11 protein-coding genes and 9 tRNA genes are annotated in these 12,619 nt (G+C 49.7%); 12 read left to right on the plus strand and 8 right to left on the minus strand.

The features are described 5' to 3' along the window. Nucleotides 1–99: 99 nt before the first annotated feature. The 5 genes from gpmM to rsgA form a co-directional block, all read right to left on the minus strand. On the minus strand, nucleotides 100–1,632 hold the full coding sequence (gene gpmM / locus AC6R03_RS08675; protein ID WP_500631033.1) for a 2,3-bisphosphoglycerate-independent phosphoglycerate mutase: 1,533 nt from the start codon (nucleotides 1,630–1,632) through the stop codon (nucleotides 100–102). Between the two features lie 272 nt (nucleotides 1,633–1,904). Then, entirely contained in the window at nucleotides 1,905–2,792 is an 888-nt protein-coding gene (locus tag AC6R03_RS08680; protein WP_487903427.1) for a DMT family transporter, read from the minus strand. Between the two features lie 120 nt (nucleotides 2,793–2,912). Continuing rightward, a complete protein-coding gene (locus AC6R03_RS08685) occupies nucleotides 2,913–4,322 on the minus strand; it encodes an SLC13 family permease (protein ID WP_500631034.1) in 1,410 nt (469 codons plus the stop codon). Between the two features lie 177 nt (nucleotides 4,323–4,499). Continuing rightward, nucleotides 4,500–5,393, minus strand: coding sequence for an archaetidylserine decarboxylase (gene asd / locus AC6R03_RS08690; protein ID WP_500631035.1), 894 nt, complete (start codon nucleotides 5,391–5,393; stop codon nucleotides 4,500–4,502). A gap of 160 nt (nucleotides 5,394–5,553) precedes the next feature. Continuing rightward, complete coding sequence (gene rsgA / locus AC6R03_RS08695; protein WP_487903422.1) at nucleotides 5,554–6,609, minus strand: small ribosomal subunit biogenesis GTPase RsgA; 1,056 nt, start codon at nucleotides 6,607–6,609, stop codon at nucleotides 5,554–5,556. A gap of 110 nt (nucleotides 6,610–6,719) precedes the next feature. On the opposite strand from rsgA, the gene orn reads away from it, so the two are divergent. Further along, nucleotides 6,720–7,265, plus strand: coding sequence for an oligoribonuclease (orn, locus tag AC6R03_RS08700; RefSeq protein WP_500631036.1), 546 nt, complete (start codon nucleotides 6,720–6,722; stop codon nucleotides 7,263–7,265). A gap of 98 nt (nucleotides 7,266–7,363) precedes the next feature. On the opposite strand, the gene AC6R03_RS08705 is transcribed toward orn, so the two are convergent. After that, entirely contained in the window at nucleotides 7,364–8,080 is a 717-nt protein-coding gene (locus AC6R03_RS08705) for a hypothetical protein (RefSeq protein WP_500631037.1), read from the minus strand. An 80-nt stretch (nucleotides 8,081–8,160) separates the two neighbouring features. Next, nucleotides 8,161–8,337, minus strand: coding sequence for a hypothetical protein (locus AC6R03_RS08710; protein WP_500631038.1), 177 nt, complete (start codon nucleotides 8,335–8,337; stop codon nucleotides 8,161–8,163). Nucleotides 8,338–8,390: 53 nt separating this feature from the next. Between AC6R03_RS08710 and AC6R03_RS08715 the strand changes: the two genes are divergently transcribed. The 9 genes from AC6R03_RS08715 (at nucleotide 8,391) to AC6R03_RS08755 (ending at nucleotide 9,526) form a co-directional block, all read left to right on the plus strand. Next, nucleotides 8,391–8,466: transfer RNA gene (locus AC6R03_RS08715), tRNA-Gly, on the plus strand. 37 nt (nucleotides 8,467–8,503) lie between these two features. Beyond that, a tRNA-Gly gene (locus AC6R03_RS08720) sits at nucleotides 8,504–8,579 on the plus strand. 42 nt (nucleotides 8,580–8,621) lie between these two features. Further along, nucleotides 8,622–8,698 (plus strand) — tRNA-Met (locus AC6R03_RS08725). 30 nt (nucleotides 8,699–8,728) lie between these two features. Beyond that, nucleotides 8,729–8,804: transfer RNA gene (locus AC6R03_RS08730), tRNA-Gly, on the plus strand. 52 nt (nucleotides 8,805–8,856) lie between these two features. Further along, nucleotides 8,857–8,932 (plus strand) — tRNA-Gly (locus tag AC6R03_RS08735). A gap of 52 nt (nucleotides 8,933–8,984) precedes the next feature. Continuing rightward, nucleotides 8,985–9,060: transfer RNA gene (locus AC6R03_RS08740), tRNA-Gly, on the plus strand. A 42-nt stretch (nucleotides 9,061–9,102) separates the two neighbouring features. Further along, nucleotides 9,103–9,179 (plus strand) — tRNA-Met (locus tag AC6R03_RS08745). Nucleotides 9,180–9,301: 122 nt separating this feature from the next. After that, nucleotides 9,302–9,392: transfer RNA gene (locus tag AC6R03_RS08750), tRNA-Gly, on the plus strand. A 57-nt stretch (nucleotides 9,393–9,449) separates the two neighbouring features. Further along, nucleotides 9,450–9,526: transfer RNA gene (locus tag AC6R03_RS08755), tRNA-Met, on the plus strand. 607 nt (nucleotides 9,527–10,133) lie between these two features. Here the strand turns inward: AC6R03_RS08755 and queG are convergent. Next, on the minus strand, nucleotides 10,134–11,246 hold the full coding sequence (queG, locus tag AC6R03_RS08760) for a tRNA epoxyqueuosine(34) reductase QueG (RefSeq protein WP_500631039.1): 1,113 nt from the start codon (nucleotides 11,244–11,246) through the stop codon (nucleotides 10,134–10,136). A 201-nt stretch (nucleotides 11,247–11,447) separates the two neighbouring features. Between queG and tsaE the strand changes: the two genes are divergently transcribed. Further along, on the plus strand, nucleotides 11,448–11,912 hold the full coding sequence (tsaE, locus tag AC6R03_RS08765; RefSeq protein WP_500631040.1) for a tRNA (adenosine(37)-N6)-threonylcarbamoyltransferase complex ATPase subunit type 1 TsaE: 465 nt from the start codon (nucleotides 11,448–11,450) through the stop codon (nucleotides 11,910–11,912). Next, nucleotides 11,906–12,619 (plus strand): N-acetylmuramoyl-L-alanine amidase (locus tag AC6R03_RS08770; RefSeq protein ID WP_500653656.1); only part of this gene is annotated, 714 nt, incomplete at its 3' end. The genes tsaE and AC6R03_RS08770, both read left to right, overlap by 7 nt.

Genomic DNA, 12,619 nt, shown 5'->3' on the forward strand with positions numbered 1-12,619 from the left:
AGTGTTTGAGATTGGGTCAGTATACCCAAATCAGAAATTGGAATACACAAAAAGCCCGAGCATGGGCTCGGGCTTTGGTTCTCTATCACAGCAGCAAACTTATTTAACCAGAATTTCCCCGGTCATTTCTGCTGGGATTTCTAGACCTGCAAGAGACAGCATGGTTGGCGCTAGGTCAGACAGTTTTCCGCCTTCTTTAAACTCAACCGCTTTGTCACCAACGTAAATCAGAGGCACCGGTAGGTTGGTGTGCGCAGTGTGTGTGCCGCCTGTTTCTGGGTCGACCATCATTTCCGCGTTACCGTGGTCTGCTGTGATCAGCAGTTGACCGCCCACTTCTTTGATCGCTTCAACGACTTGGCCAACGCTGGCGTCTAGCGCTTCAATCGCTTTTTCTGCTGCGTCGTACACACCTGTGTGACCGACCATATCGGCGTTCGGGTAGTTACAGATGATGGTGTCGTATTTGCCAGATTTGATCGCTGCGACCATCTTTTCAGTCAGTTCAGCAGAGCTCATCTCTGGTTGAAGGTCGTACGTCGCCACTTTTGGAGAAGCCACGAGTTGACGCTCTTCACCGTCAAACTCTTGCTCAACACCACCGTTGAAGAAGAAGGTCACGTGTGCGTATTTTTCTGTCTCTGAAATACGCAGCTGAGTTTGACCTTGCTTTGATAGCCACTCACCGTAGGTGTTCTCAAGAGACGCCGGTGGGAAGGCAATCGCCAGTGGGATATCGGCAGCGTACTGAGTCAGCATCACAAAATGAAGGGCTGGGAATACCGCACGCTCAAAACCGTCAAACTCAGGAACGAAAGCACGCGTAATTTGGCGTGCGCGGTCTGCACGGTAGTTCATGAAGATCAGCGCATCGCCATCTTGCATGATGGCGTCTTCTTGTGCGTCAGTCTTAATCGCAGTGGCTTTAACAAATTCGTCGTTCTCTTCGCGAGCGTAAGCCGCTTCAAGACCCGCAACCGCAGAATCAAACGTGAAGTCCGCTTTAGCTTGCGTTAGCAAGTCGTAAGCAACTTGAACACGTTCCCAGTTGTTGTCACGGTCCATTGCGTAGTAACGGCCCACTAGAGAAGCAATGCGACCTTTACCCAGCTTCGCAAACAGTTCATCAAAGCGCTTGAGTGAGTTTTCTGCGCTGCGTGGTGGTGTGTCACGACCGTCTAGGAAGCAGTGTAGGTAGATCTTTTCTGCGCCACGAGCGGCAGCCATTTCTACCGCTGCGTAGATGTGATCTTCGTGAGAGTGAACACCGCCTGGTGACATCAGACCCATGATATGAACCGCTTTCCCGGCTTTTACCGCCGCGTCTACTGCTTCGACTAGCGCTGGCGTTTCGGCAAATTCGCCGTCAGAGATGGATTTGGTGATACGCGTCAGATCTTGGTAAACCACACGGCCAGCACCAATGTTTGTGTGACCCACTTCTGAGTTACCCATTTGACCGTCCGGTAGACCAACGTCCATACCTGATGCAGAAATGAGTGTGTGTGGGTGGTTAGCAAGTAGCGCATCCATAACCGGTTTTTTTGCGTTTGCGATAGCGTTGCTTGCTGTGTCCTCACGGTGACCGTAACCGTCAAGGATAACTAGAGCCAATGGCTTCTTAGCTGACATAGTGATGTCCTCGTTAAAATTTCAAAGTAACTTTGGAAACAAAATTAGCGTAATTTTACTACACTTTTTAACCAAAACTGTAGGTTAAGATCAAATAAACTGGGCGAAATGCCGTTGTTATCTTTCACCATGCCCAGTGTGTGGAATTACTCCGGCTCTCTTTACTTGCCAGTCTCGACCTAATTTTATCCCTTTTAAAGCGGAATCTATCTATTAGTTCAATAGGTGCTATTGATGGCCGCTGTTCACACTAACCTGTGTGAGCCTTGGGTTCAACTCACCAAGATACTGGTGCCGGCGACCGCGACCAAAGCGCCAATCCACGCATAACGGTTGGGGCGCTTTTTGGTGTAGATCCACAGTATAGGCAACAACATGATGGGCGTGGTGGAAGAGAGTAGCGCGACCATACCGACGTTCCCTTCACGCAGCGCATAGAGGATCAGTGTCATCCCTACTGCCATCGCGAGAAAACCGTTGATCGCGGTAATCGCAAAAATGCGCGTGTTCATCGGTTGCGTCGCTCTCGCTAGCCGTGCGCCGGAGAGAAAAAAGACGCTGTGCGCGACAAAGGCGGTCATCATACGCATGGCGGAGGCGGCGATGGGATCGATCGCGGTTTGCATGATCGGCTTGGCGATAATGCCGCCCAATGCCTGACACAGCGCAGCGAGGAGACCAAGTCCGATACCCGCCCAAATGTTGCCTTTAATGGACTCCAAGCTATTCGCTGCTTGACCTCTGCGCCCGAAAAATATCGCTGTTAAGACACCAGAAAAGACCAGCGCTGAACCGATGAGCTCAAGCGAGGTCATGCTTTCGCTAAACAGGAAATAGCCGAGTACGGCAGAGAACACCGCATGGCATGAGAAAAGCAAACCCGCTTGTCGTGGTCCCATGCGATTGAGACAGGCAAACAGAGCGGTATCACCGATGAAGATACCCACTAAGCCCGATAGCGCCATGGCCGATACCGCACTGAGCTCAACGCTTGCCCAGCCACCCGTTAACCAAGCCATCGAGGCGAGAATGACAGACGTACACCCCATTCGCCAGCGGCTGTAGGCAAAGGTCCCTAAGTGCTGCGCAGGTGTGACAGACAAAATACTCGCTACCGCCCATAAAAGCGCGGCCGCCAATGCCAGCCATTCATAGCCCATAATCGTGAAATCCAAAGCAAATCATTAAGGTAAGCAATATGCACGAAAACGCGCTAGAAACAAAGCGCCCAGGTAAGAGAACCTGGGCGCCGAGCTAAGTATGATCTGTGGGGGCAACGGTTACGTAAGAATGAGCGTTGCTGCATAAACAATCGCAAGACCAATCAAGCCAATAATGACGCCGGTTTTGGCCATGTCTTTACTCTCAATTAGCCCTGTTGAGTAAGCCAGGGAGTTCGGCGGTGTTGAGACAGGCAAAATCATACCGAGAGAGGCTGAGAAGGCCACAACAACCAACAAGGCTTGCAGCCCGCCAATGGCTGCCAAGCTCTCCATCGAAGCGCCGATGGCTGCTGCGATGGGCATCAACAAGTTGGCGGTCGCGGTGTTGGACATAAAGTTGGCCATCAACCAACACACCATCGACAACGTGATGACCACCGCGACAGGCGAGAGGGTCTCGTAATCGATCGCATGTGCCAGCGCTTCAGCGAGCCCAGTTTTATCCAGACCAATGCCAATGGCGATACCACCGGCAACCAGCCACAGCACATCCCAGTTGATCAGTTTGAGTTCTGCTTTGCCCATAATGCCAGTCAAGGTGAAGACGGCGAGAGGAATGATCGAAACCACATAGGTGTTCATGCCGTGCAACTGAGTGGTCATCCACAGCAAAATAGTGATGGCGAAGGTGCAATAGACGGTAATGGCCCGCCAGTTGCGTTGGAACTGACCATCGAGCTTGAGCTGCATCTCATTGGATGTGGCGGGGAAGAGCTTTTGCAGCAAAAACCAAGCAATGGTGAGCTGAATAATCACGAAGGGCAGACCCATCATCATCCAGCTTAAGAAGGTAATCGAGTTGTCACCCGTCAGGTATTGCAGCGCGATGGCGTTGGGAGGGGTACCAATCGGTGTGGCAATGCCACCCGTATTGGCGGCAATAGGGATACATAACACTAACGCTTTGATGCCCAAATCCCCTTTGGGTGCAGAAGCGACAATCGGGCCAAGTAAGGCCAGCATCATGACAGTGGTTGCGGTGTTCGACATAAACATCGAAAACACAGCGGTGATCAGCATTAATCCCAACATGATGAACTTGGGTTGTTTGCCAAAGGGTTTGAGTAGCACCCGTGCTAGGTTGTTGTCGAGTTCATATTTTGAGGCTGCGATCGCAAGGGCAAAACCGCCCATAAAGAGAATAATAATTGGCGAGGAAAAGGCGCTGAATATGTCTGTGTAATCGAGCAATACGCCTAGGTCATGATGGGGTGGCGGGGTTCGAAACCAGTGCAATCCTTTATTGGAAATCATCACCAACTCAAGCGCGATAATCAGGATAGAAGTAGCAAAAACAGGCACTGGCTCTAACACCCACAGTAACGCCGCCAGCAAGAATATGGCCAGTAGGCGATGTTGGATCAGGGTTAAGTCGTCAATGGGAATCCAATCGATGGGCATAAAAAGCACAGCAAGAGGGAGCCCAAAACTGACCAGAAGTTTGATAAGGATTCCGGGTTTCAACATGACAGTAAACCTCAAGGTTTTTCGACGAAACACTAGAGTAATTTACAATCAAATTAAGGTCTTGGACGTAGCTGGAACTTTTAGCAAACAGTTGAAAATGTTCACTGGGTTTTGTCTTGGGTCAAAAAAGCCCCAACTTTGTGGGGCTTGGAGAGATGGTGTGAATCGAACGCTCTGTTATTCAGACTCAGAGGTGGATTCACTCTGGGGCGCGTTGCGTTGGTGTGCGTAAGGTGTGCCCATAACGGTGGTCGCACCGGTACTCATTGCGTCATCAAAGGTGATCGCGTCTTTTGCAAAAAGGTTGATGACGGTGGAGCCGAGCTTAAAGCGCCCCATCTCCTGGCCTTTTTTCAAGATCACGGCTTTGTTACCAGTGGCTGGGTAATCCCATTTGTACACTGTGTTGCCACGAGGAGGGGTGACGGTGCCAGCCCAGACTTGCTCAATGCTACCAACAATCGTTGCCCCTACCAGCACTTGCGCCATCGGACCGAACTCAGTATCAAAAATCGACACCACGCGTTCGTTGCGGGCAAAGAGGTTAGGTACATTTTCGGCGGTCAGTGGGTTGACCGAAAACAAATCGCCCGGTACGTAAATCATCTGGCGCAGCGTGCCATCGCATGGCATGTGTACGCGATGGTAATCACGAGGCGAAAGGTACAAGGTTGCAAAGTCACCCTCAGCAAACTCTTTGGCCAACTCGGCGTCACCACCAAGCAATTCTTGCGCGGTATAATCGTGCCCTTTGGCTTGGATTAGCTTGCCATCTTGAATTGGGCCAAATTGGCTCACACAGGCATCTGCAGGGTGAGTGATTACTGACTCACCTTCCGTGATTGGGCGAGCGCCTTCTTTGAGTTCACGGACAAAGAAATCATTAAATGTGGCAAAGTGCTTAGGATCCGAATGCTTCGCTTCGTCCATATTCACGTTGTACTGTTTGATAAACCATTTGATGATGGCTGTGGTTAGACCGCCTGCTTTGGCAGAGGCTAGCTTGCCCACAAGGCGAGTGAGGCCGTGTTGTGGGATCCAGTATTGCAGCCCAACTTTAATCTTATCCATGGTGTTTGATTCCAATATCGAAATAACAGGTTGCGATTGCACGCGCTTAATCGGGCGCGAGATACTAATCAATCTGGCTTTAAAAGTCAGCCATTCTCATTCAACTTCCAAGCTTGCTAGGCACTTTAAGACCCAGAGCAAGGAATCTGTGCTCTAGGGGCTAAAGATCCGCTTTCTTGTTACGTGAATACTGACGATTGGCTTTGTTTTCTGCCATGCTCTCTAAGATGCGGTGGTAGTTGTCGAAACGCACTTCGCTGATGTCGCCTTTCTCCACGGCTTCAACCAGTAGACAGCCTGGATCATCTAAGTGCTTGCAGTCCCTGAACTTGCAGCCCCCTAGATAGGGTTTGAACTCGACAAACGCCTCGGTTACCTGTTCTGCTTCGAGATGCCAAAGGCCAAATTCGCGCACCCCAGGTGAGTCGATTAAGTCACCACCGGAAGGGATGTGATAGAGGCGAGAGGCGGTCGTGGTGTGTTGTCCTAGGCCGGAATTTTCAGAAATTTCCCCTTCCTCGACATTAAACTGTGGCATCAAGGCATTAACCAAGCTCGATTTACCCACACCCGATTGACCGACAAAAATATTGATCCGCCCTTGCAGCTCCGCTTCGAGGGCCTCGATACCTTCTCCGGTCTGTTTACTGACCAGCAATACCGGGTAGCCGATACGTTGGTACTCTTCGAGCCAAGATTGGTAAGTCTCACGTTGCGCCTCATCGAGAAGATCGATTTTGTTGAGCACAATCAGAGGGGCGATCTGCAACGTTTCAGCCGCCACTAGGTAGCGGTCAATAATGTTGAGAGATAACTCAGGCAAAACGGATGAGACGATCACCATTTGGTCGACATTCGCCGCAACCGGTTTAAGGCCGTCGTAATAGTCAGGTCGAGTGAGGACGGAAGTCCGTGGCTCCACCGCTTCCACTACGCCGGAAATGCCGTCCATCGATTCTAATCCAGCGCGCCAAATCACCTTGTCGCCAGAGACAAGAGATTCGATACCACGACGAAGGTTGCAGCGGTGCACCTCTAGTGTTTCACTATCTTCAATATCTGCATGTTGACCAAAGCGTGTAATGACCAGGCCTTTCTTGGTCGCACCCAGCATGGTTTCGTCCCATTGCACGGACTCTTCACTTTTTAGCTTACGCTTTTGGTTGCTGCGTACTCGCCTAACTTGACCTTTGGTGAGCTTTTTCTTTTTTGCCACAGTGTTTACTTAACCATTTCTCTGCATTGTCGATCCGCTCGATTGCTATCTTGAGGATCAGAATTTGGGTATAGTACCCTTTTTAGAGATAAACCAATAGGCAACACTTTATGTCCTTTAGCGATCAAAATTTAATTTGGATTGATCTTGAGATGACGGGGCTTGACCCGGAGACTCACAAAATCATCGAAATCGCGACCATTGTCACCGATGCTCAGCTCAACATTTTAGCTGAAGGGCCCGTACTTGCCATCCATCAACCAGAATCTGAATTGGCAAAAATGGATGAGTGGTGCACGACCACGCATACCGCCAGTGGTTTGGTGGAGAGAGTTCGCCAGAGCCAAGTGAGCGAGCAGCAAGCGGTAGAGCAGACCTTAGCCTTTTTAGAGCAATGGGTAGCGAAAGGCCAATCACCGATTTGTGGCAATAGTATTGGTCAAGATCGTCGATTCTTGTACCAACATATGCCAGAGCTCGAAGCCTATTTCCATTACCGGTACATCGACGTCAGCACGCTGAAAGAGTTGACGCGTCGTTGGAAGCCGGAAGTGTTGACGCAGTTTTCGAAAAAGGGCAGCCATTTGGCGATGGACGACATCAAAGAGTCGATCGCAGAGCTCAAGTTCTATCGCGAAACCATCATGACCATATAGTCTCGATGGCGATGAGTCCATCTCGCGAAAAACAAACAACCCCGCACTCATACTGCGGGGTTGTCTGTTTTAGGTCCGTATTGATATAACAAAGAGTATTAAGGGATCGGTAAGAAGACAAACTGCGCCACACCTTGGACGACCTTGGTGATACTGCGATTGGTTTTGTCTGCGACGATGAGCGCCATCATATCTTGAATCATCACCATCTTGGCGAACAGCCGATCAAAGCTGATGTCATAGTCGTCCCCCTCAAGTTGGTTTGAGAGGAGAAACAACTCGCCCGTATCATCTCTGCGCTTATATAAGCGCCAGACAAACACTTCTATATTGCGTGCGCTGTTATAGAGTGCCTGCTCATCCAGAGAATCGAGGATGAAGAACTCTTGCTGGTGGTTGTACGATCGCCTGAGCATCTCTGTCAGTCCGACCATTGCCGCGAACACGCGATCTCCTTGGAAGTCATCATTGAAACTGAGCAGTATCGCATCAATGCTGGTTAGACCGCCGAGTTCCTCGAACACTAAGCTCGGGAGTTCAATGGTGTCCTCGTCGCCAAAGATTTGCGTGAGTCGCTGATCTAACGTCATGTCGGGCGCTTTTTTGAGTTGCCAAGGATTTCTTACGTAAAGCTTGCGTGTCAGTTCTATTAAGAGCGCTTTTTGTTCCCTAGCGTGAACGTCCATGACAAAATCGACATCACTTTTGCCAAGGTTCCTCACGGGCTTAGGCAGTGCACCACACCCAGATAAGAGCAGGGTGCTCAGCACAAGCCCAACAAGCCATCGATATGGCTGAGAGGTGGGAAACGTCATCCTGAATTCCTTGGTTCTTCGTCTCGCAGTGAGTGAGGCATCAATACGAGATCATCCATCAATCCACTCTATCGTTCACTTTACTCTCCAGCAATTAATTCAGTAAAACGAATGACTTGTTTGGTAGCTGGCTCTAATTTATCCGCCCTTACCGCCAAAGGGTTTGAGCGCTTTTCAAGCAAAAGTTGGCGCTTATGTGTGGTTTTTATCCAAACAGAAAAAAAAATCAGATTTTTTCTTCCAAGGACTTGCATCACAAAAAAATGCTCTTATAATTCGCAGCCCTGAACAGCGTAAACGTTGTTGAAAAGCGACACTAGCTCAGTTGGTAGAGCGCAACCTTGCCAAGGTTGAGGTCACGAGTTCGAACCTCGTGTGTCGCTCCAGTTTGATAGCTTTCATTGTGCTTAACGGTGACAAAATGCGACACTAGCTCAGTTGGTAGAGCGCAACCTTGCCAAGGTTGAGGTCACGAGTTCGAACCTCGTGTGTCGCTCCAGTTTGATAGCCTTCATCGTGCTTAACGGTGATACAATACGGACGCGGGGTGGAGCAGCTTGGTAGCTCGTCGGGCTCATAACCCGAAGGTCGTCGGTTCAAATCCGGCCCCCGCAACCAAATTTCATCAATAGCAAATGCTGTTGATATGCGACACTAGCTCAGTTGGTAGAGCGCAACCTTGCCAAGGTTGAGGTCACGAGTTCGAACCTCGTGTGTCGCTCCACTTTCTTTTAAGTGGACAGGATAGTCTTCATCGTGCTCAACGGTGACAAAATGCGACACTAGCTCAGTTGGTAGAGCGCAACCTTGCCAAGGTTGAGGTCACGAGTTCGAACCTCGTGTGTCGCTCCACTTTCTTTTAAGTGGATAGGATAGCCTTCATCGTGCTCAACGGTGACAAAATGCGACACTAGCTCAGTTGGTAGAGCGCAACCTTGCCAAGGTTGAGGTCACGAGTTCGAACCTCGTGTGTCGCTCCATTTTGATAGCCTTCATCGTGCTTAACGGTGACACAATACGGACGCGGGGTGGAGCAGCTTGGTAGCTCGTCGGGCTCATAACCCGAAGGTCGTCGGTTCAAATCCGGCCCCCGCAACCAATTTTAAAGGTGTTGTGATTCGCTAGCTCGTCGGGCTCAGCTATTCATAAAACCTAGCGAAGGTCATCGGTTCAAGTCCGGCCCCGCAACCAAATTCAATCAATAGCAAGTGCTGTTGATATGCGACACTAGCTCAGTTGGTAGAGCGCAACCTTGCCAAGGTTGAGGTCACGCCTTTCTGTTTATGAATAGGGAACCTCGTGTGTCGCTCCACTTTCTTTTATGTGGACAGAATAGCCTTCATCGTGCTTAACGGTGACACAATACGGACGCGGGGTGGAGCAGCTTGGTAGCTCGTCGGGCTCATAACCCGAAGGTCGTCGGTTCAAATCCGGCCCCCGCAACCAATTTTAAGGCGTTATGATTCGCTAGCTTGTCGGGCTCAGCCATTCATAAAACCCAGCGAAGGTCATCGGTTCAAATCTGGCCCCCGCAACCCAATGAAGCGTGTTGTGATTCGCTATACCTGCTCTTTCTAATGCTGAGAAGCATCATCCCCCAAATTAGAACCTCTAAGCGTCAATTGTGACGTTTTTTTGTTTGTCTCCAAGATTACACAGCAATGGCGATGGGCCTTGCGCGTGTTTTCAACTCAACGCCCCAGATCTAACTAACAGAGTTATCCACATTTTTCATTCTGTGGATAAGTTCGTGGGTAACCTGAATTTAGTCTTTGTATAAGCGCTATGCAGGAGGATCTTTCTTGATGTTTTATCAGGTCATGGGTGTTTGGTTTTTTGTTAAGTTGTTGATTTATATTGATTTAAAGTAAATTTCAATAGGCAGGGTAAACCGGTTTTTTGATCATTAAGTGCTTGTTTTTTGATCTTAATCATTGGTGGCCAGTGTGATTAACTTTTTCAACTTTCAGTAAATTTGCCGCACATCTCATTTTTTTCCACATTGCCGTTTTTAGAACAACCTCAAACTCTGCGTTGATGAATTCGGCAAGCATTATGCATCTCTAGGCATTCCTTTTTCTATTATTCGAATCAGTCTTTGCTGTTTGTTGGAGATGTAGTGGCTTTGTGAGCGTTGCTGTTCCAGCGCCCATTCAATGTGCACATCTAATGTACTGCAAAACCCAAGGCGTTGTGTGAGTGCATCCACAATCGCTTGGCGATAAGGGGCATTACCTAAGGCGATGGCAATATTGCGGAGCCATTGCTTGTGCCCAATGCGACGAATGGCTGAGCCTTGCATATTGGTGAGAAAAGTCTCCTCGTCCCACAGAAACAGCGACAACAACTCTGGGTCTTTCAGTGCAGCTCTTCGATGGAAGTCAGACTCTTTGGTGAGTGGCGAGTAGCGACTCCAAGGGCATACAAGTTGGCAGTCATCGCAGCCGTATATTCGGTTGCCCATCGGGCGGCGAAACTCTTCCGGTATGATACCGTCGAACTCTATGGTCAAGTAGGAGATACAACGTCTTGCGTCGACCACACCGTCATCAACGATCGCCTGCGTTGGGCAAGAGGTCATGCAAGCGGTACACTTGCCGCAATCACCTTGGTGAGGCGCGTCAACAGGCAGCGGCAAGTCAATGAGAAGCTCACCTAAGAAAAACCAAGAGCCGCAGGACTCGTCAATGATAAGCGAATGTTTACCCGTCCAACCAAGTCCGGCTTTTTCAGCGAGAGGCCGTTCTAAAATCGGCGCAGAATCGACAAAAGGTCGATAGCCGAAGGCGCCAACCTCTTGCTCAATACGTTGACCGAGTTTTTTTAACTGGTTGCGCATCAATTTGTGGTAATCACGTCCTAGCGCATAGCGGCTGACATAGGCGTGCTCTGGATTGGCGAGGTTAGAGGCAAATTCCGCTTCTGGGGGTAAGTAATCCATTCGCGCACTGATCACTCTTACTGTCCCTGGCAATAGCTCATCCGGTCTCGCGCGCATCATGCCATGTCTTGCCATCCAATCCATGTCACCATGATAGCCAGCATCCAGCCAGGCTTGCAGAGCGCTCTCATGGCGAGTCAAATCGACATCACAGATACCGACTTTTTGAAATCCGAGCTCTTTAGCCCAAACTTTGATCTTGTCTGCGAGCTGTTGGTAGTCCATGCTGGGATCTCTTGGTTCAATGGGGCGGGGATCTTAACGGATCTTAACGATCGGATCTAGCAACCTTCAGGCGGCCAAACGCGAGAATTCGCGCTTTTTTGACGAATACTCACACAACAGATCTTGTCTCCCAATTCCAACCCAGTTTACTATTCCTGTTCTTTTGATTTTTATATAGTCCCGAGTTAGAGACCTTTGTCCATGATGACCAAACAATTTTCCCTAAAAGATGAAACTGCCACCATTCAACTAGGGACACGATTAGCGCAGCTTTGCTCACAGCAAACCACTCTTTATTTGCACGGAGATCTGGGAGCAGGGAAAACGACGCTGAGCCGAGGGTTTGTTCGTGCGCTTGGTCATCAAGGGAATGTGAAGAGCCCAACTTACACCTTAGTTGAGCCTTATCAATTACAAGAGTGGCAGGTGTATCACTTTGATCTTTATCGCTTGGCTGATCCAGAAGAGCTAGAATTCATGGGAATTCGTGACTATTTCACCCCTGATGCGATTTGTTTGGTGGAATGGCCGGAAAAAGGCGAAGGGTTGTTACCTCAAGCGGATTTGGATATTGAACTAAGCTATCACGGTGAAGAGCGCATTGCGTCACTCAGTGCGAACAGTGATTACGGACGTCATTTATTAGAACAGTTGGAGTTATGTTGAAGCGTCGATTTTTCAAAGCGGTATTGATCCCTTTTCTCTCTATTCTTGCGCTGCTCCCTAACGTCACATTCGCGAACGCATTGGAAGGCATACGTGTTTGGCCTTCACCGGATGAGACTCGGGTTGTCATTGATCTTCAGTCTGAGGTGGAATACAGCTACTTCACTTTGACCACGCCGGAACGTTTGGTGGTCGACCTTAAGCAGACAACGCTGAAAACGAAACTGCCGATTAACGTTTCAGATAGCCGGGTGCTAAGCAAAATCCGCAACAGTTCACCGCCGGAAAAATCAACCTATCGCTTGGTGTTTGAGTTGAAGCGCAAGTCGGCGCCACAACTGTTCAAGCTGGCCCCAACGCCTGGGGGACAATACGGTCACCGCTTGGTGATTGATCTGCCTCACGCTGAGCGAGCGACCTCGTCCGCGCCGAGTACCTCTGCGCCTAAAGTAAGTCGAGATGCCTCCCAATTACTGGGCAACGCCGATATCGTCGTGGCGATAGACGCGGGCCATGGTGGTGAAGACCCGGGCTCTATCGGGCCAACGCGCAAATATGAAAAGCACGCAACGTTAGCGATCTCGCAAAAAATAGCGGCGCAAATCAACGCGGTACCTGGTATGAAAGCCGTGCTCACCCGTCGCGGCGACTATTACGTAAACCTCAATAAGCGCTCGGAGATCGCTCGCGAAAATCAAGCGCACTTG

The sequence above is a fragment of the Vibrio sp. R10-SG-ISO4 genome, from assembly GCF_059834135.1.

Excerpts from the sequence above, each read along its gene's own strand:
- AC6R03_RS08705 (WP_500631037.1), bottom strand. The coding sequence starts at position 8,080 with ATGACGTTTCCCACCTCTCAGCCATATCGATGGCTTGTTGGGCTTGTG.
- orn (WP_500631036.1), top strand. The coding sequence starts at position 6,720 with ATGTCCTTTAGCGATCAAAATTTAATTTGGATTGATCTTGAGATGACG.
- gpmM (WP_500631033.1), bottom strand. The coding sequence starts at position 1,632 with ATGTCAGCTAAGAAGCCATTGGCTCTAGTTATCCTTGACGGTTACGGT.
- AC6R03_RS08685 (WP_500631034.1), bottom strand. The coding sequence starts at position 4,322 with ATGTTGAAACCCGGAATCCTTATCAAACTTCTGGTCAGTTTTGGGCTC.
- asd (WP_500631035.1), bottom strand. The coding sequence starts at position 5,393 with ATGGATAAGATTAAAGTTGGGCTGCAATACTGGATCCCACAACACGGC.
- tsaE (WP_500631040.1), top strand. The coding sequence starts at position 11,448 with ATGATGACCAAACAATTTTCCCTAAAAGATGAAACTGCCACCATTCAA.
- AC6R03_RS08680 (WP_487903427.1), bottom strand. The coding sequence starts at position 2,792 with ATGGGCTATGAATGGCTGGCATTGGCGGCCGCGCTTTTATGGGCGGTA.
- queG (WP_500631039.1), bottom strand. The coding sequence starts at position 11,246 with ATGGACTACCAACAGCTCGCAGACAAGATCAAAGTTTGGGCTAAAGAG.